Genomic DNA, 19,335 nt, shown 5'->3' with positions numbered 1-19,335 from the left:
CCATAATGAAGAATCTCATTCTCGCCGCCATGCTGGGCGTGGCTACCTTGGTGCCGGTATCGGTTCCGGCGCAGGCGACAAGCCTGACCATCACCACCGATGACGGCATGGACAGATACAATGACGGCTACTACTGGCGCCGCCACCACATGCGCGACGAGTGGCGCTACAGAGACCGATATGAGATGCGCGACTGGCGCTACAGGGGCCGCTACGAGATGCGCGGGTACCGCTACGGCCATAATCGCGACTGCATGGTCAGGGTGCACAGGCGCTGGCATCACCATCATTGGGTCGTGCACAGAGTCTGGAGCTGCGGCCTCCACAGAGGCTGGTACCGGTAAGGCCGATTGGCACCGGCAAGCCGTCGCCTGAGCGGTGACGGCGGCCGGATACCTGCAGGCTCGGCCGGAACGGAAGCTGCCCGGACTGGAGGTTGGAATGCGTTTCAAGTCCTCGGCGCGGAACCACCAGCAAGGGCTGGCCCGGTCCGCCGGAACGCTGTTCGTCAAAGCCGTAGCCGCGTTGGTCGCAGGCCTCGCCATCCTATTCCTGGTGCTCTCAACCCACTACCAGGGGCAGCCATCCAACCCGATTGAGATCACGACCAGTTCCGCGCGGTAGTGCGGCCGCCGCTTTCCTCTCGCGGGCTCGGTCCGCGATAATCACCGGGCATGCAATTTGAAAGGAAAAGGCATTTTTGATCGCGGGTGCTCGCGGGTAATAGTCCGATGAGCAGCACCGCCGGGGCGGTTTCCTTATCCAGCGAACCCGGCCCGCTGCGCCTCGGATCAGATCATGCGTATCTTCATCGTGCACGCCCACCCGGAAGAGCAAAGCTTCAATGGGGCAATGACCCGGACGGCCCAGGCGGCGCTTGCGGCAGCCGGCCACGAGGTGGTGATCTCCGATCTGTACCGCATGGGCTTCAATCCAGTATCGGGGCGTCACAACTTCATCACGGTCCACAATCGCGATTATTTTCGCCAGCAGGCCGAGGAGTCCTTCGCGGCGCTCAACGATGGTTTTGCCCCGGAAATACAGGCGGAACAGGACAAGCTCTTCTGGTGCGACGTACTGATCCTGCAATTTCCGCTGTGGTGGTTTGGGCTACCCGCCATTCTCAAAGGTTGGGTTGACCGGGTCTTTGCGGCCGGCGGCCGCATCTACGGCGGCGGCAAGTGGTACGATCAGGGCGTCTTTGCAGGCAAACGGGCGATGTGTTCCCTGACCATTGGCGGCGCCCCTCCGATCTATTCGGAACACGGTTTGAACGGATCGATCGCCTCGATCCTCTATCCCATCAACCACGGCATGCTGTACTTCACTGGCTTCGACGTCGTCGAACCCTTCCTGGTGCATGCGCCGGTCCGCCTGTCCGTGGAGCAGCGGGCCGTCGAACTAGCCCGCTATCGGGAGCGAATTACGGGCCTGTCGACCGCACCGATCATAGCCTATCCCAAGCTCGCCGAGCATGACGAACATTACGTCCTGAATGCGTCGGCCAAGCGTCGGTAGGAAGCCTGCCTCGCTGTCGGCAAGCCGGGCGGCGCAATAAGTCCCGCCGACCTGGAACCTCCCGCCCCAGGGCGCGTTGAGGGGCGTCCTACCCCAAGACCGAGGGTGGCAAGCCTTGCCGCCCTCCCCCCATTCGAGAGGTCCAGATGCACGAGAGGATGTTCTTCACCCCGGTCGCGGTCAGCGCCGGCGCCGGCCACAAGCGCATGATTGCCTCGCTGTCCGGCATGCATGAGTTCCTGACCGAGTTCCCGCCGTCGCGCCGGCGGCTGAGCTACGGCGCCGCGGTGAAGGCGTGCGAGGCGGCGCGGGCCGGCGACATCTCCGCAGAATCGGCGCGCGACGCGCTGGTCACTTTCGCGGTGACGGCCGGGATTCTCTGGCCGTCGGACCAGCCGATCGTCTCGGTGAAGCCGGTCGCGCGCGGCCAGGGCGGCTTCGCCGCCTGAGGCAGCCCACGGAAAAAAAATCGAGCAGGAAACCCGCCGGCAGCGGCGGGTTTCTTGCTTTGCTGCCGCTCAATCCGGCTTGGCGGCGGCCGGCACTGCTTCGACGGCCGGTGAAACCGGTCCGGCATCCGTCTCCGAAATAAGCGGATAGACAAGCTGCCTGTGGTAAAGCTGCGGCACCGGCGCGTCGACGCCGTATTTTTCCGGCATCCGGTCCGGCATGTACAAGGTGCAGCAGAGCAGGTCGAGCAACGGCAACTGGCCGGCGAAATTCTTGTCGAAGGCCCGGCGTTCGTTGGCGTGGTGCCAGTGGTGGAACTGCGGCGAGGCGAGCAGCCATTTCAGTGGCCCGAACCTGATGCGCGTGTTGGAGTGGATGAACACCGACTGCCACTGGTAGATCAGCACATAGATGAAGATCGCCTCGCCAGAATAGCCCAGCGCCAGAACCGGCAGGAGCGAGGCTGACTTGGTCAGGATCTGGTCCACCGGATGCACGCGATGGGCGGCGAGCCAGTCCATTTCCTCGATCGAATGGTGGATGGCGTGGAAGCGCCACAGGAACGGCACGGCGTGGAAGGCGCGGTGCGCGAGATAGAAGCCGATATCGGCAATCACCAGCACCTCGAGCGCCTGCAGCCAGACAGGCTGCGACCTGATGGCGGCGGGCAGCGCCGGAGGAATGAGACGCTCGACCAACAGCATCGCGGCGCCGACAACGACAAGCAGGCCGAATTTGATGACGATGCCGTTGAAGAGAAGGTAGAAAACGTCATTCAGCCAGTGCCGGCGCGTCAGCGGCTGCTCCGCGTGCAGCGGCAGGAGCTGCTCCAGCGGAATGAAGATGAGGGCGATGACCAGCATCGCCTTGAAGTCGATGAGATCGAACACGTTCTCTCGCGGACCGGCCGAAATTGGCCTCGCAGCCTAGCGGCCAAACCATGAACGGATTGTTGATGCGCCCTTGGCTGCCCGGCGCCGGCGCGCGGGCGGCCGCGAAGCGCCCTTCAATGGACCGTGCCGGCGGCGTCGCCCGGGAACATGCTGCGCGGGCTTTCGAAGCTCACCTGGTCGCGTCCGTTCGACTTCGCCTTGTAGAGATGCCTGTCGGCGACCTGGAACATGTCGTGATAGGTAGTGGGTCCGCTGAAGGCGATGCCGCCGATGCTGACCGAGAGCGGCCATGGCTGCCCGCCGGGCGCGAACTCGGCCTCGCGGATGCGCAGCCTGATCGATTCCGCGACCAGGAAGGAACGCGTCGCGTCGGCGCCCGGAAGGAAGATCGCGAATTCCTCGCCGCCGATGCGGCCGACAATGTCGGCGCCGTGAAGTTGGCCCCGGATCGTGCTGGCGATCAGCTTCAGCGCCTGGTCGCCGCAATCGTGGCCGAGACGGTCGTTGATCGACTTGAAATGGTCGGCGTCGACGATCAGCAGCGCGCCGGTATCGGCGACGACATGGCTGCGGGCCTTGTCGAGATAGGCCTCGACCAGCATCGAGAAGGCGCCGCGGTTGAAGACAGCCGTCAGGCTGTCGGTCGCCGCGACGATGCCAAGCTCCTTCTGGGCGATCGCCAGCTGGCGCATCTTCCACATCAGGAAGAACAGGAAGGAGCCGCCAAGGACGAGCGGCAGGAACAGGTCGGTGAGCTTGGCCCAGAGCAGCGCGTCGGGCGACAGCGAGGGAAAGTTGAACGAATCGACAAAGAAGGCCGCAGCAATGAAGAAGGCCGTTCCGGTGACGGTGACGGTTACGACCCTGCCCCAGCCCATGGGGGACAAATCGATGCGCATTTTCATTGCTCCCGCTGCAACTGGCTCATTGTGCAGCGCGGGCGCAAACGAAGTCCTAATACGTTAGCTTCAATGCAGGCTTGGTTAACCGGCGGTCAGGGACCGGAGATGCCGGGCGGCCAAAAACCCGCCACCGTAGCGGCGGGCTTTCCCACACCGAACCGCGCGGGTCGGAGATCGTGCCGGAGCGCTTCCGCTTTGGTGGGATCGCTCCAGGCGTTTGTTTCACGCAATTCCGGACGGAAGGCCGCGGGGCGCCTTTCCTGATTTGCGTTAGGGGGCGGTCATGTCGTCCGTGCCGCCCAAGAAACCGCCGACGCCGCCCGCCGTACCAAACGACGTACCGGTGCCGGTGGTTGTGCCCGTGGTGCCGCCGATCGAGGTGCCCGTGCTGAGGCCGCCGGAGCCGCCCATGGTGCCAGTGCCGCTGATGCCGCTCGTTGCACCGAACGAGGTGCCAGTGGTTGTGCCTGTGGTGCCGCCGATCGAGGTGCCCGTGGCGGTGTTCAAGCCGCCCGTGCTACCGACGCCGACGCCGCCTATATTGCTGCCAAAGCCCGTGCCGAGACCGGTTGAACCGCCGACCGAGCTCTCCGCGCCGGCATTCGAGCCGCCCGAGCTACCCAGACCGACGTCGTTGTTATCGATGCCAAAACCGATGTCGAGCCCGGCGGCGTTCGCCGGCACGGCGAGGATAGCGATGCCGCCGACAAATGCGCCGGCGATTTTCTGAACGATACCATTCATCGTTTTCTCCTTCGTTGCCACATTTTTCCGCACTGCATCCCCCGGAGCGCTGTGTCCGTGTGCATGCCTGTGCGAGATGGAATGAGGGGAATACGAACGGAGTCCGTCAGGGTTCCATTTTTTTTCAGGGAAAAATTCGTTGTTTCCAAAACGATATACGAGTTTTCCTTGATGTTTGAACTTGATCGACAATCGGCGACCGGAAAGCTGTGGCCATGCCCCAGTCTCAGGCGTAGGCGCGGCCTTCCTCGGAACGCTGGAACAGCATCAGGTCGAGCGGTACAGAGGGCCGGCCGAGCACGGTGAGGCACATATGCGCCTGGCCGCGGTGGTGGGTCTGGTGGTTGAAAAGATGGCTGAGCGCTGGCGCCAGCCGCTGCGAGACGGTGCGCATGTCGGTCGTCATATAGGAAAAACGTCCGGTGAACGCCTTGTCGGTCATGCCGCCCACCCAGTCGACGATCCTCCTGTCCTCGGCCTCGCGTGCCAAACGCAAGCCTGGGAAGGCGCGATAGAGGATTGTCGCAAGGTTTGAGGGCGCGTCACCCTCGCCGGTAAAGCGCTTCATCCAGACGCGGTCGGTAACGAGCAGGTGGTTGAGTGTGCCTAGCATCGAGCCAAAGAAGGCGCCGACATCGCGGCCGAGTTCTTCTTCGTTGAGATCGGCGGCGGCATCGTAGATGCGCGTGTTGGCCCATTGATTGTAGGCCGCAAACATCATGAAATGCTGTTTCATTCTTCCATCCGGCTCGCAACGAATCCCGGCTCTTCGTAAACCTCAGGAACCGACCCGCCAATGACCATTCTTTTCTACGACCTCGTCGGCCACGACGCCCAACGCCCGTTTAGCCCGCATTGCTGGAAGACGAAGATGGCGCTGGCCCATAAGGGGCTCGCCGCCACCAAGGTGCCGACGCGCTTTCTCGAAGTGCCGAAGGTCGAAGGCGGTGTGTCGAAGACGGTGCCGGTGATCCGCGACGGCGAGCGCGTGGTGGTGGATTCCTTCGCCATCGCGCTTTATCTCGACGAAGCCTATCCGGAGCGGCCGGCGCTGTTCGGCGGCGAAGGCGGCAAGGCGATGGCGCGCTTCATCGAGCGCTGGTCGCAACTCACCATCCACCCTTATGTCGCCACGGTAGCGCTCACCGACCTGCATGGTATGCAAGACGAGACGAATGGCCGCTACTTCCGCGAGGATCGTGAACGGCGCTACGGCAAGCGGCTGGAAGAGGTGGTGGCCGGACGCGACGCGGGGCTCGCCGGCTTCCGCGCCTCGCTGGAGCCGCTGCGCGCGATGCTCACCTACCAGCCCTTCATCGGCGGAGCCTCGCCGCTGTTTGCCGACTACATCGTCTTCGGCGCGCTGCAATGGGCGCGCATCGCCTCGCCCTACCGGCTGCTCGACGACAGCGACAGCGTGGCCCAGTGGTTCGAACGCTGCCTCGACCTGCATGGCGGGATCGGCCGGCAGGTTGCGGCAGCGGCGTGACGAGATGCCCCCAAGGCCGCAACCGGCAGGGATCGCCATGTTGCGCTATGAGATGCAGGCCGAGATCTGGGTCTATCCCGGCAAGGGCGGCTGGCATTTCGTGACGCTGCCGGCGGAATTCGCGACGCGGATCAAGGTGGCGATGGCGGGGCTGGCACGGCCTTGGGGCTCGCTCGGCGTGACGGCCGTCATCGGCAAGACAAGATGGAGCACCTCGCTCTTCCCCCACAAGGCGTCCGGCAGACTGCTTCTGCCGGTCAAGGCTGCTGTGCGGCAGCGCGAAGGCCTCAAGGCCGGCGACACGCCAGCATTGACCATAGAGGTCGAGCTCTAAAGCATGTCTCCCGAAAGTGGGAACCGGTTTCGGGATAAAGACATGCGTAAAATCAAAAACCTAAAGCGCATGGAGCGAATCTGAAAGATCGCGACGCGCTTTAGCACCTACCTTGGCGCGTCCTTTGGCGGCGCGTCCCTATTCGGCGCGCTCTTGTCGACCAGCCTGACGCAGATCGGATCGCCTTTTTCCATGCGCGCGCATTGCCATTCCGGCCCGAAGCCGAAATTCTGCTGTCCGGCCTGCGGAAAGAACAGCAGGATGAAGGCGAGGACGGCAAGAACCACGGCCATGAGGAGAATGCCGGCGATATCGTCGCGTCTGAGGTAGGGCCGGTTCATGGCCTCCTGCTCCGCCGCTGCGGCGCCCCGGACTTGAGCGAGGCGCGCTCGCAGCCGTCTAATTATCCCGCAAAGAGCCAGCCTTGACCAGAAGCCGCCGCCCCTTGGCAAGCCGCCGAGCGACTTGTATAGAGCCCGCCACTCCAATTTCCATTCCCAGAACAAGGACGACCCAATGGCGATCGAACGCACCTTCTCCATGATCAAGCCGGATGCGACCAAGCGCAATCTGACCGGCGCCATCACCAAGATGCTGGAGGATGCCGGCCTGCGCGTTATCGCATCGCGCCGCGTGTGGATGAGCCGCCGCGAGGCCGAAGGCTTCTACGCCGTGCACAAGGAGCGTCCGTTCTTCGGCGAGCTCGTCGAGTTCATGTCTTCGGGTCCGACCGTCGTGCAGGTGCTGGAGGGCGAGAATGCCATTGCCAAGAACCGCGAAGTGATGGGCGCCACCAATCCGGCCAGCGCCGCCGAGGGCACCATCCGCAAGCTGCATGCGCTGTCGATCGGCGAGAATTCGGTGCACGGCTCGGACGCGCCGGAAACCGCCGCGCAGGAGATCCGTTACTGGTTCTCGGACACCGAGATCGTCGGCTGAGAAGCTTCGGTTTTGCAATGAAGGCGGCCCCCGGGCCGCCTTTTTTGTTGCAGTGGGGTGGGCGGGCAGGCCGACTGCCCTAAATCCGCATCATCGGTGGCAGTTGGCACTGGGCGCCACCGGCTGTGAGCGAACATCGTGCTTCCGCCCGAGAATAGGGAGGGAAGCATGATCAAAGCCCATGTTTCCACAAGCGGCGTTGCATATCCGGACGATCTCGTCCTGTTGAAGCGTATCTATGATCAGGTCTGCGAGGAGCGGGGCATTCCCCGCGGCAGTCCCGAGGCCTCAGAACTGGCTATCGAAGCCATGAAGCTCTTTTCCGCAGGTATCTTCGACGAAGACACGATCGGCCGCCGTCTTCGCTGCGGCTGATGGAGCGGCCGGCCGGGTTCAATCCCCGTCGCCGTAGCGGATGACCTCGACCTTCTCCCTGGTGATCAGGCAGCTGCTGGTCAGGGCCTTGATCGCGGGGATGAGCGCATCGATCTTCTCCGGCGCATCGACGATCTCGACGACGATGGGCAGGTCCTGCGACAGCCTCAGGATCTTGGCGGTGTGGAGCACGCTCGAACGGCCGAAGCCGAGCGGTCCCCTGAGCACGGTCGCGCCCGCCATGCCGGCCTCGCGCGCCTTGATGACGATCGCTTCATGCAACGGCGTGCCGTCGGCCGCCCTGTCGTCCTCGCCGAAAAATATCCTGAGCAGCACGCATTGACTGGGAAGTTCCATGTTCTACTCCCTGACTACCGATTGATCCTGATTGCCATGGCATAGCCAAGCCAGGCGGACGCCAACGACAACAGGACCGCGCTGACAAGATAGGTTGCCGCAAGGCTGAGGTCGCCCTCGAAAAGCAGGATGAAGGTATCGAGGCTCATGGCCGAGAAGGTGGTGAGGCCGCCGCAGAAGCCGCCGGTGACGAACTGGCGGCCGACAGAGCCGACCATCAACCGGCCATCCGGCCGGGTCAGCGTGGCGAAGAACATGATGATCCAGGAGCCGACGATATTGACGAAAGCGGTGGCGTAAAGCGCGCTCAAGCCGAGCAGCGAGATGATAACAAAGTCGGCCAGGAAGCGCGTCAGCGAACCGATCGCCGCGCCGCAACCGACCGCGAGATAGAGCCGCAATGCCGCCTGCCTGTCGTTTTTTCCGGACATGAGCCTACCCCGCCATCCAGACGATGGCCCAGAAGCCCAGGGCGACCGACAGCACGCAGAGCGCCGAAGAGGCGACGACGTTGAAGACGGCGAGCCGCTGCTCGCCCTCGAGCGCCAGGTTCAGTGTCTGCAGGCAGAATGAGGAGACGGTGGTGTAGCCGCCGAACAGGCCGACCACGATCAGGTCTCGCACCGGCTCGGCGGAAAAGACACCGCCGAGCGCCCGCCCCGCGCCGGCGAAGGCGCCGATGGCCAGCGCGCCGGACACATTGACCAGCAGCGTGCCCCAGGGAAAGGTCTCCCCGACGCTGCGGCCGACCAGACCCGAGAGGAAGAAGCGGCAAATACCGCCGAGGAAACCGCCGATCAGGACCAGGGCGCAAGCCGCAAGGGTCATCGCTTCAAATGCCTTCTCCAAGGGCGACTTCCGAGCGGGAATCGCCTTACCAAAAAGAGGCATGATGCGAGCAGAAAACAAATCCCGCCGCGCGAGAGCACGCCTGGCAGGAGTCATCAGCCCAGATACGAAAGCTCGGGCGGTTTCGGGGGAACCCCATCCCCATTTTTCGAGGGAAACTAGGTGGTCGCGCGCATCCGGTCAATCGGCTGGGGGAAGTTGGCCGGCGCGTCGAAACGGCGATGCTGTGAATTCGCAATGGCACGACGGGGTCCGCTTGACCGCTCGCTCCCCGAGAATCTCGCAGTTTGATTCCGGCCGCCGCTTCATCGCCTTGTTTGCTTGTGATTTTTCGCATCCGTAAGCTTATGCTAATATGGATGCGTGGTAGCCCGTCCATCACGAAGGTTAGTTCGAATGGCTGCCAACCGGGGAATCGCGTCCGCGATCGAGGATTGCTACGACGCCGCCTTCGATTTCGGGCGGTGGCCGCGAGCGCTGCAAAACCTGGCCGATTCCCTTGGCGTGACGAGTTGCGCCATCCGCACCCACGACAACACCCATCCATTTCGCAGCGATCAACGCCAGCGAACCAGGCCGACGCCGGACTCGCTCGAACACGCCGAATTCACGGAGCTCTGGGTCGAGAACGCCCGGGACGCGCCGGACCCGCATCCGGAAAGGGAGCCGCGGCTGCCGAAACCGGCGCCCTGCTTCACCGTCGAAGACGAAATCTCCACGCCGGAGGAAAGAAGGCTCCTGCCCTATTATCAGGAGATAGCCCGCCCAGGGCATCGCGAGTTGTGGGCCGCCGTTGTTTTCACGGTCAAGCGACGCAAATGGGTCCTGTCGATGTACCGCGACGCCAAAAGCGGGGGGCCCTTTGACATGTCCGAGGCGGACCATTTCCTGCGCGTGGCGCCGGATCTGGCCCGCATCATCAGCCTGGCGGAGAAGATCTGGGAGGTTTCGCTCGAGCCGGCACTGGCCGTGTTCGAGCAGTTCCATTGCGCAGCCGCGCTGCTCGACAGTCGTGGCTGTCTGAGACGTTGCAACAGGCGCGCGGATGCCCTGTTCGACGCCGGCCTCGCGGTACGCAATGGCCACATCCACGCGGCTGATCGTGAGAGCGATTCACGTCTTCAAAGGATGATCCACGCTGCCGTCGCAAGTGCGCAGGACGGAACGTTTCTGGCGGAGCCGGAAGTCGTCGCCCGCGACGGATCGTTCTGGCTGCTGGCCGAAATCGTGCCGATGACGGCCTTCGTGCGCGACCTGTTCAATGGCGGTGACTTCCTGCTTTGCTTCACCGATCTCGTCAGCGAAAAGGTGCTGTCGGAACGGTTGCTTGGCCAGGCTTTCCAGCTGACGGCGGCCGAGGCGCGGCTGGCTTCCAGCCTCACCACTGGCGGCGGGATCGAGGCGGCGAGCGCGCAGCTGGCGATCGGCCGCGAAACCGCGCGGACCCAGCTCAGGGCAATCCTTGCCAAAACAGGGACGCATCGCCAAGCCGAGCTCACGGCACTGCTGTCGCGCTTCCAAGCGTCTCCACTTCACTGATTGACAGCTTCACCCGTTCGGGTGAAGCGCGCAGCCGCCTGCCAGCGCACATTTCTCCTCCGAAACCGTGTTGCGGATGGCAGCAATGTGTGGCTGGAAAAACAGACTCGCACCACCAAAGAGATCGGGGCTGGCGGCATCCTCACGTTTCCTGGTGCTGGCGCTCCTCGCCAGCAGCCCCTGTTCGCCAATAGCAGCCGACAGCCTCCGAAAGCCCGGCGTCGACCTCGAACTGGTTCTCGCCGTCGACGTCTCTTCCTCGATGAATCTCGCCGAGCAGCATGTTCAACGCGATGGCTATGTCAGCGCATTCCGCCATCCCGACCTTGGACGGGCCATCGCATCGGGCACGCGCGGCGCCATTGCGGTTTCTTACCTTGAATGGGCCGGGCCAGGATATCAACGCGTCGTCCTGCCGTGGACGATTGTCGGCAGTGCAGAGGATGCAAAGCGCTTCGCTGATGCGCTCTCCACGAAGCCGATCGTCGCGGAAGCGGGCACGTCCATTTCCGGTGGGCTGCTGGCGGCGGCCGGTCTGTTGGCGCACGGTCAAGCGACAGGTGAGCGCCGGGTAATCGATATATCCGGTGATGGCCCAAACAATGCCGGCCTGCCGGTCGGGCCCATACGGGAGATGCTGACAGGCCTAGGGGTCACCATCAACGGCCTGCCGGTATCCCTGCCGCATGATGGCTCCAACGGCTTTCAATCCTTTGCCCCGCGATATCTCGCCTCGTACTACGAGAATTGCGTCATCGGCGGGCCGGGGGCATTCGTGATCGGAATTGACGATCTCGCCATGTTTGAAGCAGCGATCCGCCGAAAGCTGCTTCTGGAGATCGCAGGGCTGCCCGCGCGACCTAGAGTCGTTTCCTATACCCAGCCCAGCTCCCCGGCATTCGACTGTTCGATGCCCGGAACTGTCTCGCGCTAGCTGGTTATGGCGAACTGCTCCGCTGGCGGGCAGACGCCCCCATCAGAGCCGGGCCTACGGATCAACTGTGAGTTCGGTCCACATGCCGGCTGCAAAGTGACCTTGCTGGTTACAGATCAGCAGATACTTTCCAGCCTTGAGATTGACATTCAACGTGCCTGATACGCCGGGTTTGAGATCCGAAACCTCGCCCTTGTCACCGGCCTTGTCTTCGTCAACGCGGTTCTGGGCGTTGATGTACGGAAGCTGCCGACCGGGATTGGCAAGGTGTATGACGATCATTTCGTGGACCCTGTCCTTGGAGTCATTCTTCACATTGAATGTGACTTTTCCGGCCTTCACTTCTGGGGGCGAAACCTTGATGCCCATGGTCGCCTTGGCGGTATCGACGCTTGGCGTCGCATAAGCGAGCCCAACCGCCATCGGCATCGTCGCGCCTTTGTCCCACAGCGAGACATTGACAACCGATGCCGCTTGAGTGGGGCTTGCGCCTCCGGCAATCAGCATTGCGGCAGTCAGGCCGACCACCGCTCGTATTGATGTGCGTTTCATGGTGACCTCCATCTAAAACGACAGCGGACTCGGCTTTCGTCAATCTGCAAACGTCGCAGAGCCAGCAGGATGCTTCGGCTGCCAACCCCCCAAACGAAGGGGTGTCCGGCAGAACACAGGGGGCGCTCTCCTGCCGGCATCAAAGTTTCTGCACCGCCGCTTAGCCTTCGCGGCAGGGGTATGACGTCACTTCGTTGGCGTCATTTCGGTTGGCGCTCTTTCACGTTGGCATGGAGATTTGCCGCGTCCGTGTCGGTCGCCGGCGTCTTGGTCTCCTCGCCGGTAAACGGGCTGCCCTGCCCAGGCGCGAGGTCGCCGCTATGGCCGGCCTTGTTGGTCTGGTAGGGCTGGCTGTCAAGACTGAGGCCATGCTCTGTGGCATTGAACAGGTGATCGTCCGCCTTCGCAATGCCGGCGAAGGCAAGGAGCGACGCACCTGTGGCAGCAAGGATGAGCGCGTGCTTTTTCATATCTGGTCTCCTTTGAGTGGCCAGATCGATCCGCGCATTCGGTCTGGCGGTTTGGGACGTTTCCGTGAACATCCCTTTCGCCTGCCCGCCATATGGAAACGTCAACGCTTCTTGTGCCTGGATTATTCCCAACAATCGCGGCCGGAGGAAGTTTCGGTATTCCGCTGCCGTCGCGCGGCGAAGCCTCAGGACGCCGCCATCTTCAGCACGACGGTCTCAATGGCGCCGGAGTGCAAATTCCCGCTGGCCCCTCGCCTGCGCAGCGGCCGGATGAGCGGGATTCTCAATGCCTGCACCGAAGATGGAGCGTCGACTATTCGCCTGATTTCTTCCAGCGGTCCGCCGCTTCGTCGTCGGCTTCCTTGGCTTCCACCCAGCCGCCTTCGGAGCCGTCTGCACGATGCTCCTTCTTCCAGAAGGGCGCGCGCGATTTCAGGTAATCCATCATGAAATTCGCCGCCTCGAAGGCCGCCTGCCGGTGCGCGGAGGCTGCCACCACCAGCACGATGTTCTCGCCGGGCGCTATCTTCCCATGGCGATGGATGATTGTGAGCCCCTGCAGCGGCCAGCGCAGAACCGCCTCGGCGGCAATGCGGCCGATCTCGGCCTCGGCCATGCCGGGATAATGCTCGAGCTCGAGCGCCGCGAGCGCGCCCTCTTCGTCGCGACAGAGGCCGGAGAAGGTGACCACGGCGCCGATATCGGTGCGACCCCTGGTCAGCGCGGCAATCTCGGCTGCGACGTCGAAATCCTCGCGCTGGACACGGATGGCCGGCGCGATCGTGCTTGCCATCTCAGCCCCCGGTCATCGGCGGGAACAGCGCGATCTCGCGCGCGCCCGCGATCTTCTCGCGGTGGCCGACATGTTCCTGGTTGATGGCGACGCGGATGACATCCGGATATTGCAGCGCGTTTTCGTATTCCTCGCCGCGCGACTTCAGCCAGCGCAGCAGGTCGGCGACCGTCTCGATGCCGGCCGGCAGCTCGACATGCTCTTCCGGCTTGCCGATCCGCTCGCGTACCCAGGCGAAATAAATAAGCTTGGTGGACATCTCACTCGTCCATGATGTGTTTCAACCCGGCGCGGAAATAATCGTAGCCGGTGTAGAGCGTGACAAGTGCCGCGATCCACAACAGCACCAGGCCGATCTGGGTGGTCAGCGGAAAGATCTTGTCGCCGGCCGGCCCGACGAGCAGGAAGGCGATGGCGACCATCTGGATCGTCGTCTTCCATTTCGCAAGCTGAGTGACCGGCACCGAGACTTTCAGGGCCGCCAGATATTCGCGCAGGCCCGAGACCAGGATCTCGCGGCACAGGATGATGATCGCCGCCCAGAGCGACCAGCCGGCGATGCCGCCGTGGCGGTCGGTGTCGGCGGCAAGCAGCAGCAGGCAGGTGGCGACCAGAAGCTTGTCGGCGATCGGATCGAGCATCTTGCCGATGTTGGAGGTCTGCTGCCAGGCGCGCGCGAAATAGCCGTCAAAATAATCGGTGATGGAGGCGAGCAGGAAGATGGCCAGCGCCGACCAGCGGGCAAAGTCGGACGACTTCAGATGGCCTTCCAGGAAAAAGCACAGCACCACCAGCGGCACCGCAATGATGCGGGCGTAGGTGAGGATATTCGGCAGGTTGAAAGCGCGCTGGGCCATATCTGATCGGGAACTCTCCGCCTCCCGTACTCAAATCAGAAGCCAATGTGGGGGGTCAACAGGCGAGATTCGATTGGCCAGGTAAAAAATGGCGCGAGTGCGTCGAGAATGTCGAGAATGAGGACGATGCCGGATTTCATTTCGCCGAGCGGGTGATCGCGGACGTTGGAGATTGGTCGGGGCCCTCGCAACTTCGTCATCCTCGGGCGGAGCAGGAGCGAAGCTCCGTCGCGAAGACCCGAGGATGACGACGCGACAAGCGGCTCGGCTACTCTCCAAGGCGCAGCACCTTTGACACGACCCCGCGTCAAGCTTTCGCGCAGGAAACCAACTCTCAGCTCTCATGAAAATGGTTATAGACCAGCTTCGCCATGTGCTCGGAAATGCCGTCGACCTTGACCAGGTCCTCAACGGCGGCGCGGCTGACTGCCTTGGCGGTGCCGAAATGGTGGAGCAGCGCGCGCTTGCGGCCGGGGCCGATGCCGGCGATCTCGTCGAGCGGGCTCTTGACCATCTCCTTCTTACGGCGCGCGCGGTGCGAGCCGATGGCGAAGCGGTGCACCTCGTCGCGCAGGCGCTGGACGAAATAAAGCACGGGATCGCGCACCGGCAGCATGAAGCTTTCCCTGCCCTTGACGAAGAAGCGCTCGCGGCCCGCATCGCGGTCAGGGCCCTTGGCGATGCCTATCGCCGCGACGCGATCCTCGATGCCGAGATCGGACAGGATCTTGCGCACCGCCGTCATCTGGCCCTGGCCGCCGTCGATCAGGATGACGTCGGGCCAGGCCGGGAAGCTGCCGTTTCCGCCGACAAGATCCTCGGCCGCATCGTCCCCGGCCTCCGCGCCAACCGCACCCGAGGTCTGCTTGTCGCCATGCTCCCGGAGCAGCCGCGAGAAGCGCCGTTCCATCACCTCGCGCATCATGCCGAAATCGTCGCCCGGCGTGATCTCGGTCGAGCGGATGTTGAATTTTCTGTACTGGTTCTTCACGAAACCTTCCGGCCCGGCGACAACCATGGCGCCGACGGCGTTGGTGCCCATGATGTGGGAGTTGTCGTAGACCTCGATGCGCACCGGCGGCTTTGACAACCCGAAGGTCTCGGCGAAGCCCTGCAGCAGCCGCGCCTGGGTCGAGGTTTCGGCCAGCCTGCGGCCGAGCGCCTCGCGCGCGTTCTGCAGCGCGTGGTCGGTTAGGTCCTTCTTCTCGCCGCGCTGCGGCACCGAGATCGCTATCTTGCGCCCGGCGCGGGTGGAGAGCGCCTCGGCAAGCAACTCCTGCTCCTGCACGGCCTGGGAGAGAAGCAGCGTCCGCGCGGGCAGCTTGTCGTCATAGAACTGCGCCAGGAAGGAACCCAGCACCTCGGCCGGTTCCATCGCCGGATCGGCCTTGGGGAAATAGGCGCGGTTGCCCCAGTTCTGGCCGGTGCGGAAGAAGAAGACCTGGATGCAAGTCTGGCCGCCTTCCTGGTGGATGGCGAAGACGTCCGCTTCCTCGACCGTCTGCGGGTTGATGCCCTGATGCGCCTGCACATGCGAGAGCGCCGCGAGGCGATCGCGATAGATGGCGGCGCGCTCGAAATCGAGCTCCTCCGCGGCCTGCTGCATGGCGGCCGAAATCTCGGTCTTCACCTTCTGGCTGCGGCCCGAAAGAAAATCCTTCGCCTCGGCGACCAGCTCGGCATAGCCTTGATGCGAGATCTCGCCGGTGCAGGGACCGGCGCAACGCTTGATCTGATAGAGCAGGCACGGCCGGGTACGGTTCTCGTAGAAGGAGTCCGTGCAGCTCCGCAGCAGGAAGGCGCGCTGCAGCGAATTGATGGTGCGTCCGACGGCGCCGGCCGACGCGAACGGTCCGAAATAGTCACCCTTGCGCGAGCGCGCGCCGCGATGCTTGTAGATGCCGGGCGAGACATGGTCGCCGGTAAGCAGAATGTAGGGGAACGACTTGTCGTCCCGCATCAGCACGTTGAAGCGGGGCCTGAGCCGCTTGATGAGGTTGGCCTCGAGCAGCAGCGCCTCGATCTCGGTGCGGGTGACGACGAACTCCATCGTCGCCGTCTCGCGCACCATGCGGCCGATGCGCGCCGTGTGGAAGCGCCCCTGCGCATAGTTGGTGACGCGCTTCTTCAGGCTGCGCGCCTTGCCGACATAGAGCACGTCGCCGGCGGCGTTCATCATGCGATAGACGCCGGGCTGATTGGGCAGCCGCTTGACGAAGGCCTGGATCACCTCGGCACCGACCAGGCCGTCGGCATCGCCGGCATGCGGCGTCCAGTCGATCGCGGTGAAGGCGACATCGGGGCCGGCGAGGACCGCCTCCGGCTCGACGATCTCTTCGGCCGCCTCGTCCTCGATGTCGATTTCGGGGTCGACATCGGGCGGCAGATCGTCGGCGGCGCCGTTGCGCCTATGCTTGTGGTCTGCGGGACTCATTCCACCATGCCTGTCACATCGGGCGTCTGCCATGCAAGATGCTGGCCGCCATCGAGCGCGATCATCTGGCCGGTCACCGAGCGCGCTTCCCAGAGGTAGCGGATGGTAGCGCCGAATTCCGACAATTGCGGGCCGCGCTTCAGGATCAGGCCCTCGACCTGCTTGCCGAAATCGTCATCGTCCTGGCGCTTGTTCTTGAGCGTCGGGCCGGGACCGATGGCGTTGACGCGGATGCGCGGCCCCAGCGCCTGCGCCAGCATTTGGGTCTCGGTCCACAGCGCCGATTTCGATAGCGCATAAGAGAAATAGCGCGGTGTCGGCCGCCAGACACGCTGGTCGATGATGTTGACGATCAGCCCGTCGGCGCCTTCCGGCAAGGCGCGGGCGAAGTTCTGCGCCAGAAGCGCCGGAGCCTTCACATGGATGGCGAAGTGGCGGTCCCAGGCCTTCCAGTCGAAATCCTCGATACGGTCGTCGACGAACAAAGAGGCGTTGTTGACGAGCAGCGTGACGGGCCCAAGCGCTGCCTCCGAGCGGCCGACGAGATCGCCGACGGCGTCCATGTCGGTCAGGTCGGCGACAAGCGCGGCGGCGCGACCGCCCTCGCCCCTGATGCGGCCGGCCAGGGCCTCGGCCTCTTCTCCCGAGCGGTTGGCGTGGATAGCGATGGCAAAGCCATGCGCGGCAAGATCCTCGACGATCGCCTTGCCGATCCTTTTCGCTCCACCCGTCACCAGCGCCACGCCTGCGGCTTGTCTCATCTATCAATCCTTAATCGGCGCCACGATTCCGACAGCCGGCACAATGTGACGGGCCAAGCGTTAAACGCCGTTTCCACCTGGGGCAGGAATGTGGCGAAGCGACCCGTACGCACGCTTGCCCAATCAGGATTCGGGTATCTCATAGCGCAATATATGTCGCTGAACCCCTTGAACCAAGCGGTGTGCAGCGCAACATGATTAGCCTGCTGACATTCGCTGTTGCGAAGATGCAACGTCAAGTTTCGGCCTCAATCGTGCCGGGGAATGACCCAAGTTCAGGTTCGCTTCAGCCGTATTTCAACACGACATTTGGAACCGTCGAACGCCAAGCCCGTTTATCCCCCCGGACGGGCCGGGGCGCTCATAAACAACAAGCCTAAAGTGTCTTGTGGCTTAAGGAGTAAACAACAATGCAAGCCAATCTCAAGTTTGCGCGTCCGCTCGCGGTTGCGCTCGGGCTCTTCGCCCTCGGCGGTACTGCTTATGCCGCAGACGTCGTCCAGGAAGAGCCGCCGGCTCCCGCCCCGGTTGCTGAACTTCCCGTCGCCTCCTGGGCCGGCCCCTACGTCGGTCTGAGCGCAGGCTACGGTTTCAGCGGCCATGCCAACGCCCGCGACATCGGCACCAATGTGAAGACCAAGGGCTTCGTCGGCGGCGTCTTCGGTGGCTATCAGTGGCAGCAGGACAACTTCGTCTACGGCGCTGAAGCCGATCTCGGCTACAACGGCACCAAGGGCTCCAGCAACGGTATCGAGGCGAAGTCGGGCCTCGAAGGCTCGCTGCGCGCTCGCCTCGGCTATTCCGTGACCCCGGAGATCCTGCTCTATGGTACTGGCGGTCTCGCCGGCAAGAACCAGAAGATCGATGACGGCGTCACCAGCGACAGCAAGGCGATGTTCGGTTGGACGGCCGGTGTCGGTTCTGACATCAAGATCACCGACAATGTGTTCGGCCGCGTCGAGTACCGCTACACCGACTACGGCAGCAAGACCTTCGACAATGTCGGCAGCGTCAAATCGAAGGACAACCGCGTCACCTTCGGCGTCGGTATGAAGTTCTAAGTCGTCCAAGCCACGACACGGAAAAGCCGGGCCTCGCGCCCGGCTTTTTTTGTTGGACTGAACCTGTCTCCCTTGTGGGAGTTCGGGAAGATCAGGCCACCCTCGCCATCCGCCCTCAAAACAGCCTTTGCAGCTTTATCGCCACCCAGGTTGCCTGGCACCTTCGCCCAGGCCTTAACGCGTTTCGGCGGGCGAATGACCTGAGGGCTGTTGCTGGAAGCCCTCATGGGCAGTAATCGACGGCAGCCGGTCGAGCCATTTCGCGCGTGAGGGCATGAAGACCTGCGCGTCCGGCAGGTAATCCTCCGGATTCGCCATGGTGGCGGCGTGAACGTGAATCTCGTGAGGCCATCTATCGGAGCGGAAGTAGAGCCGCGAGCCGCAGGACGGGCAGAAACCGCGAAACGTGTTCGGGCTGCTTTCATAGTGCCTGATTTCGCCCGTCCATCTCAGTTGCTCCGGCCTCATGCCCAGGAAGGCCGTGAAGGGAGCGGATGTCGCCCGCTGACAGTCGGCGCAGTGACAGACCAGGTTGCGTGTGACATCACCCGAATAGGTCCAGGTCACGACCCCGCACATGCAATGCCCATCGAGTGCCATTGCTTCCTCCCCTGGCCTTGCGTTCGCCAAAGCCAGCTCGACAAATACTGGCACATCACAGTCCAGACGGTGGCGGGCCAGCGGCTTACGCGCGCTTCTTTGCGACTTTGGCGGATTTGACCTTCGGCGGCAAAGTTTCAACGAAGGCCAGAGCGCGATCGAGCCAGGCTGCGAGTTCGGCTTCGCTCGCCGTGCCCTCCGGCGCGACATGGACATAGCCTTCCATCAAGCGCCCGCCCATTTCCATCGGGCTCGCACAGGGCTGCGCGGCGGCTGCCGCATGCGCGTCCTTGCCGACGCGCACCAGCAGCCCGCGCTTCGAGGTGCCGATCAGCATGTTGCCGTTGAGCATGAAGCAGGTGCCGCCGAACATCTTTTGTTCGGTGAAGGCGCGCGGGCCGAGGGCGGCGCGCAGGCGCTCGACCATGGGATCGGTGCCGGTTTGGGTGACTGACTTTGCCATGCTCAGCCCTCCGCGATTTGG

The 19,335-nt window shown here is 63.3% G+C and carries 28 protein-coding genes and 1 riboswitch; of the genes, 11 read left to right on the top strand and 17 right to left on the bottom strand.

All coding sequences use genetic code 11. The annotated features are described in order from the left end of the window. Positions 1-5: 5 nt before the first annotated feature. From RFN28_RS18370 to RFN28_RS18355, 4 genes are all read left to right on the top strand, one after another. Complete coding sequence (locus tag RFN28_RS18370) at positions 6-344, top strand: hypothetical protein (protein WP_320288741.1); 339 nt, start codon at positions 6-8, stop codon at positions 342-344. A gap of 97 nt (positions 345-441) precedes the next feature. Beyond that, complete coding sequence (locus tag RFN28_RS18365) at positions 442-624, top strand: hypothetical protein (RefSeq protein ID WP_320288740.1); 183 nt, start codon at positions 442-444, stop codon at positions 622-624. Positions 625-798: 174 nt separating this feature from the next. Next, complete coding sequence (locus RFN28_RS18360; RefSeq protein ID WP_320288739.1) at positions 799-1,518, top strand: NAD(P)H-dependent oxidoreductase; 720 nt, start codon at positions 799-801, stop codon at positions 1,516-1,518. A gap of 146 nt (positions 1,519-1,664) precedes the next feature. Beyond that, positions 1,665-1,967: a DUF982 domain-containing protein gene (locus tag RFN28_RS18355; RefSeq protein WP_320288738.1), complete on the top strand. Its 303-nt coding sequence runs from the start codon at positions 1,665-1,667 to the stop codon at positions 1,965-1,967. 69 nt (positions 1,968-2,036) lie between these two features. On the opposite strand, the gene RFN28_RS18350 is transcribed toward RFN28_RS18355, so the two are convergent. The 4 genes from RFN28_RS18350 to RFN28_RS18335 form a co-directional block, all read right to left on the bottom strand. Further along, the gene (locus RFN28_RS18350; RefSeq protein WP_320288737.1) at positions 2,037-2,858 is read right to left on the bottom strand and encodes a sterol desaturase family protein; all 822 of its coding nucleotides are present in this window, start codon (positions 2,856-2,858) and stop codon (positions 2,037-2,039) included. A gap of 116 nt (positions 2,859-2,974) precedes the next feature. After that, a complete protein-coding gene (locus RFN28_RS18345) occupies positions 2,975-3,760 on the bottom strand; it encodes a GGDEF domain-containing protein (protein WP_320288736.1) in 786 nt (261 codons plus the stop codon). Between the two features lie 273 nt (positions 3,761-4,033). Further along, positions 4,034-4,507: a hypothetical protein gene (locus RFN28_RS18340; protein WP_320288735.1), complete on the bottom strand. Its 474-nt coding sequence runs from the start codon at positions 4,505-4,507 to the stop codon at positions 4,034-4,036. 226 nt (positions 4,508-4,733) lie between these two features. Further along, the gene (locus RFN28_RS18335; protein ID WP_320288734.1) at positions 4,734-5,243 is read right to left on the bottom strand and encodes a DinB family protein; all 510 of its coding nucleotides are present in this window, start codon (positions 5,241-5,243) and stop codon (positions 4,734-4,736) included. A 60-nt stretch (positions 5,244-5,303) separates the two neighbouring features. Here RFN28_RS18335 and RFN28_RS18330 point away from each other — a divergent pair, with 60 nt between their 5' ends. Together RFN28_RS18330 and RFN28_RS18325 are read left to right on the top strand one after the other, a co-directional pair. After that, the gene (locus RFN28_RS18330) at positions 5,304-5,996 is read left to right on the top strand and encodes a glutathione S-transferase family protein (protein ID WP_320288733.1); all 693 of its coding nucleotides are present in this window, start codon (positions 5,304-5,306) and stop codon (positions 5,994-5,996) included. Positions 5,997-6,033: 37 nt separating this feature from the next. Then, positions 6,034-6,330 carry a DUF1905 domain-containing protein gene (locus RFN28_RS18325; RefSeq protein ID WP_320288732.1) on the top strand — a complete coding sequence of 99 codons (297 nt, stop codon included), beginning with the start codon at positions 6,034-6,036 and terminating at the stop codon, positions 6,328-6,330. 107 nt (positions 6,331-6,437) lie between these two features. Here the strand turns inward: RFN28_RS18325 and RFN28_RS18320 are convergent, their stop codons facing one another. Next, positions 6,438-6,671, bottom strand: coding sequence for a hypothetical protein (locus RFN28_RS18320; RefSeq protein ID WP_320288731.1), 234 nt, complete (start codon positions 6,669-6,671; stop codon positions 6,438-6,440). Positions 6,672-6,846: 175 nt separating this feature from the next. Here RFN28_RS18320 and ndk point away from each other — a divergent pair, with 175 nt between their 5' ends. Together ndk and RFN28_RS18310 are read left to right on the top strand one after the other, a co-directional pair. Continuing rightward, the gene (ndk, locus tag RFN28_RS18315) at positions 6,847-7,269 is read left to right on the top strand and encodes a nucleoside-diphosphate kinase (protein ID WP_320288730.1); all 423 of its coding nucleotides are present in this window, start codon (positions 6,847-6,849) and stop codon (positions 7,267-7,269) included. Positions 7,270-7,437: 168 nt separating this feature from the next. After that, complete coding sequence (locus RFN28_RS18310) at positions 7,438-7,644, top strand: hypothetical protein (RefSeq protein ID WP_320288729.1); 207 nt, start codon at positions 7,438-7,440, stop codon at positions 7,642-7,644. An 18-nt stretch (positions 7,645-7,662) separates the two neighbouring features. Here RFN28_RS18310 and RFN28_RS18305 read toward each other — a convergent pair whose 3' ends face one another. Genes RFN28_RS18305 through crcB (RFN28_RS18295) form a run of 3 tightly spaced genes read right to left on the bottom strand, consistent with a single transcriptional unit; the run spans position 7,663 to position 8,829 of the window. Then, the gene (locus tag RFN28_RS18305; RefSeq protein WP_320288728.1) at positions 7,663-8,001 is read right to left on the bottom strand and encodes a DUF190 domain-containing protein; all 339 of its coding nucleotides are present in this window, start codon (positions 7,999-8,001) and stop codon (positions 7,663-7,665) included. Between the two features lie 14 nt (positions 8,002-8,015). Continuing rightward, on the bottom strand, positions 8,016-8,432 hold the full coding sequence (gene crcB / locus RFN28_RS18300; protein ID WP_320288727.1) for a fluoride efflux transporter CrcB: 417 nt from the start codon (positions 8,430-8,432) through the stop codon (positions 8,016-8,018). Positions 8,433-8,436: 4 nt separating this feature from the next. Beyond that, entirely contained in the window at positions 8,437-8,829 is a 393-nt protein-coding gene (gene crcB, locus RFN28_RS18295; RefSeq protein ID WP_320288831.1) for a fluoride efflux transporter CrcB, read from the bottom strand. Between the two features lie 100 nt (positions 8,830-8,929). Beyond that, positions 8,930-9,002: riboswitch (Fluoride riboswitch) on the bottom strand. A 244-nt stretch (positions 9,003-9,246) separates the two neighbouring features. Between crcB (RFN28_RS18295) and RFN28_RS18290 the strand changes: the two genes are divergently transcribed. After that, positions 9,247-10,389, top strand: a complete 1,143-nt coding sequence (locus RFN28_RS18290; RefSeq protein ID WP_320288726.1) for a helix-turn-helix transcriptional regulator — start codon at positions 9,247-9,249, stop codon at positions 10,387-10,389. Between the two features lie 85 nt (positions 10,390-10,474). Continuing rightward, the gene (locus tag RFN28_RS18285; protein ID WP_320288725.1) at positions 10,475-11,323 is read left to right on the top strand and encodes a DUF1194 domain-containing protein; all 849 of its coding nucleotides are present in this window, start codon (positions 10,475-10,477) and stop codon (positions 11,321-11,323) included. Between the two features lie 54 nt (positions 11,324-11,377). Here RFN28_RS18285 and RFN28_RS18280 read toward each other — a convergent pair whose 3' ends face one another. The 7 genes from RFN28_RS18280 to RFN28_RS18250 all read right to left on the bottom strand — a co-directional run bounded on the left by RFN28_RS18280 (position 11,378) and on the right by RFN28_RS18250 (position 17,190). After that, a complete protein-coding gene (locus tag RFN28_RS18280) occupies positions 11,378-11,875 on the bottom strand; it encodes a sulfocyanin-like copper-binding protein (RefSeq protein ID WP_320288724.1) in 498 nt (165 codons plus the stop codon). Between the two features lie 200 nt (positions 11,876-12,075). Further along, complete coding sequence (locus tag RFN28_RS18275) at positions 12,076-12,345, bottom strand: hypothetical protein (protein WP_320288722.1); 270 nt, start codon at positions 12,343-12,345, stop codon at positions 12,076-12,078. Between the two features lie 313 nt (positions 12,346-12,658). Next, a complete protein-coding gene (locus RFN28_RS18270) occupies positions 12,659-13,138 on the bottom strand; it encodes a molybdenum cofactor biosynthesis protein MoaE (protein ID WP_320288720.1) in 480 nt (159 codons plus the stop codon). A 1-nt stretch (position 13,139) separates the two neighbouring features. Then, complete coding sequence (gene moaD / locus RFN28_RS18265; protein ID WP_040972157.1) at positions 13,140-13,397, bottom strand: molybdopterin converting factor subunit 1; 258 nt, start codon at positions 13,395-13,397, stop codon at positions 13,140-13,142. A gap of 1 nt (position 13,398) precedes the next feature. After that, the gene (gene pgsA / locus RFN28_RS18260; RefSeq protein ID WP_040972156.1) at positions 13,399-13,995 is read right to left on the bottom strand and encodes a CDP-diacylglycerol--glycerol-3-phosphate 3-phosphatidyltransferase; all 597 of its coding nucleotides are present in this window, start codon (positions 13,993-13,995) and stop codon (positions 13,399-13,401) included. A gap of 334 nt (positions 13,996-14,329) precedes the next feature. Further along, positions 14,330-16,429, bottom strand: coding sequence for an excinuclease ABC subunit UvrC (gene uvrC / locus RFN28_RS18255; RefSeq protein ID WP_320288719.1), 2,100 nt, complete (start codon positions 16,427-16,429; stop codon positions 14,330-14,332). Then, positions 16,426-17,190, bottom strand: a complete 765-nt coding sequence (locus RFN28_RS18250; RefSeq protein ID WP_320288718.1) for an SDR family oxidoreductase — start codon at positions 17,188-17,190, stop codon at positions 16,426-16,428. Before RFN28_RS18250 ends, uvrC begins: the two co-directional genes overlap by 4 nt. A gap of 410 nt (positions 17,191-17,600) precedes the next feature. Here RFN28_RS18250 and RFN28_RS18245 point away from each other — a divergent pair, with 410 nt between their 5' ends. After that, complete coding sequence (locus tag RFN28_RS18245; RefSeq protein WP_320288716.1) at positions 17,601-18,251, top strand: outer membrane protein; 651 nt, start codon at positions 17,601-17,603, stop codon at positions 18,249-18,251. Positions 18,252-18,425: 174 nt separating this feature from the next. On the opposite strand, the gene RFN28_RS18240 is transcribed toward RFN28_RS18245, so the two are convergent. Together RFN28_RS18240 and RFN28_RS18235 are read right to left on the bottom strand one after the other, a co-directional pair. Next, complete coding sequence (locus tag RFN28_RS18240; protein WP_320288715.1) at positions 18,426-18,851, bottom strand: GFA family protein; 426 nt, start codon at positions 18,849-18,851, stop codon at positions 18,426-18,428. 85 nt (positions 18,852-18,936) lie between these two features. Further along, positions 18,937-19,314 carry a TfoX/Sxy family protein gene (locus RFN28_RS18235; RefSeq protein ID WP_320288713.1) on the bottom strand — a complete coding sequence of 126 codons (378 nt, stop codon included), beginning with the start codon at positions 19,312-19,314 and terminating at the stop codon, positions 18,937-18,939. Positions 19,315-19,335 lie beyond the last annotated feature (21 nt).

Origin of the sequence: Mesorhizobium album (assembly GCF_033977205.1) — a bacterium.
GTDB lineage: Bacteria > Pseudomonadota > Alphaproteobacteria > Rhizobiales > Rhizobiaceae > Mesorhizobium > Mesorhizobium album.
The sequence above is the reverse complement of the archived record's forward strand: the minus strand, read 5'-3'. Positions and strand labels throughout refer to the sequence as shown.

What these genes read in the sequence shown, in the direction of transcription:
- RFN28_RS18325 (WP_320288732.1), top strand. Translation starts at nt 6,034, where the DNA reads ATGTTGCGCTATGAGATGCAGGCCGAGATCTGGGTCTATCCCGGCAAG.
- crcB (WP_320288727.1), bottom strand. Translation starts at nt 8,432, where the DNA reads ATGTCCGGAAAAAACGACAGGCAGGCGGCATTGCGGCTCTATCTCGCG.
- RFN28_RS18360 (WP_320288739.1), top strand. Translation starts at nt 799, where the DNA reads ATGCGTATCTTCATCGTGCACGCCCACCCGGAAGAGCAAAGCTTCAAT.
- RFN28_RS18310 (WP_320288729.1), top strand. Translation starts at nt 7,438, where the DNA reads ATGATCAAAGCCCATGTTTCCACAAGCGGCGTTGCATATCCGGACGAT.
- RFN28_RS18305 (WP_320288728.1), bottom strand. Translation starts at nt 8,001, where the DNA reads ATGGAACTTCCCAGTCAATGCGTGCTGCTCAGGATATTTTTCGGCGAG.
- crcB (WP_320288831.1), bottom strand. Translation starts at nt 8,829, where the DNA reads ATGACCCTTGCGGCTTGCGCCCTGGTCCTGATCGGCGGTTTCCTCGGC.
- RFN28_RS18245 (WP_320288716.1), top strand. Translation starts at nt 17,601, where the DNA reads ATGCAAGCCAATCTCAAGTTTGCGCGTCCGCTCGCGGTTGCGCTCGGG.
- ndk (WP_320288730.1), top strand. Translation starts at nt 6,847, where the DNA reads ATGGCGATCGAACGCACCTTCTCCATGATCAAGCCGGATGCGACCAAG.
- RFN28_RS18240 (WP_320288715.1), bottom strand. Translation starts at nt 18,851, where the DNA reads ATGGCACTCGATGGGCATTGCATGTGCGGGGTCGTGACCTGGACCTAT.
- RFN28_RS18250 (WP_320288718.1), bottom strand. Translation starts at nt 17,190, where the DNA reads ATGAGACAAGCCGCAGGCGTGGCGCTGGTGACGGGTGGAGCGAAAAGG.
- RFN28_RS18335 (WP_320288734.1), bottom strand. Translation starts at nt 5,243, where the DNA reads ATGAAACAGCATTTCATGATGTTTGCGGCCTACAATCAATGGGCCAAC.
- uvrC (WP_320288719.1), bottom strand. Translation starts at nt 16,429, where the DNA reads ATGAGTCCCGCAGACCACAAGCATAGGCGCAACGGCGCCGCCGACGAT.
- RFN28_RS18330 (WP_320288733.1), top strand. Translation starts at nt 5,304, where the DNA reads ATGACCATTCTTTTCTACGACCTCGTCGGCCACGACGCCCAACGCCCG.
- pgsA (WP_040972156.1), bottom strand. Translation starts at nt 13,995, where the DNA reads ATGGCCCAGCGCGCTTTCAACCTGCCGAATATCCTCACCTACGCCCGC.
- RFN28_RS18275 (WP_320288722.1), bottom strand. Translation starts at nt 12,345, where the DNA reads ATGAAAAAGCACGCGCTCATCCTTGCTGCCACAGGTGCGTCGCTCCTT.
- RFN28_RS18340 (WP_320288735.1), bottom strand. Translation starts at nt 4,507, where the DNA reads ATGAATGGTATCGTTCAGAAAATCGCCGGCGCATTTGTCGGCGGCATC.
- RFN28_RS18355 (WP_320288738.1), top strand. Translation starts at nt 1,665, where the DNA reads ATGCACGAGAGGATGTTCTTCACCCCGGTCGCGGTCAGCGCCGGCGCC.
- RFN28_RS18345 (WP_320288736.1), bottom strand. Translation starts at nt 3,760, where the DNA reads ATGCGCATCGATTTGTCCCCCATGGGCTGGGGCAGGGTCGTAACCGTC.
- RFN28_RS18320 (WP_320288731.1), bottom strand. Translation starts at nt 6,671, where the DNA reads ATGAACCGGCCCTACCTCAGACGCGACGATATCGCCGGCATTCTCCTC.
- moaD (WP_040972157.1), bottom strand. Translation starts at nt 13,397, where the DNA reads ATGTCCACCAAGCTTATTTATTTCGCCTGGGTACGCGAGCGGATCGGC.
- RFN28_RS18370 (WP_320288741.1), top strand. Translation starts at nt 6, where the DNA reads ATGAAGAATCTCATTCTCGCCGCCATGCTGGGCGTGGCTACCTTGGTG.
- RFN28_RS18235 (WP_320288713.1), bottom strand. Translation starts at nt 19,314, where the DNA reads ATGGCAAAGTCAGTCACCCAAACCGGCACCGATCCCATGGTCGAGCGC.
- RFN28_RS18280 (WP_320288724.1), bottom strand. Translation starts at nt 11,875, where the DNA reads ATGAAACGCACATCAATACGAGCGGTGGTCGGCCTGACTGCCGCAATG.
- RFN28_RS18290 (WP_320288726.1), top strand. Translation starts at nt 9,247, where the DNA reads ATGGCTGCCAACCGGGGAATCGCGTCCGCGATCGAGGATTGCTACGAC.
- RFN28_RS18270 (WP_320288720.1), bottom strand. Translation starts at nt 13,138, where the DNA reads ATGGCAAGCACGATCGCGCCGGCCATCCGTGTCCAGCGCGAGGATTTC.
- RFN28_RS18285 (WP_320288725.1), top strand. Translation starts at nt 10,475, where the DNA reads ATGTGTGGCTGGAAAAACAGACTCGCACCACCAAAGAGATCGGGGCTG.
- RFN28_RS18365 (WP_320288740.1), top strand. Translation starts at nt 442, where the DNA reads ATGCGTTTCAAGTCCTCGGCGCGGAACCACCAGCAAGGGCTGGCCCGG.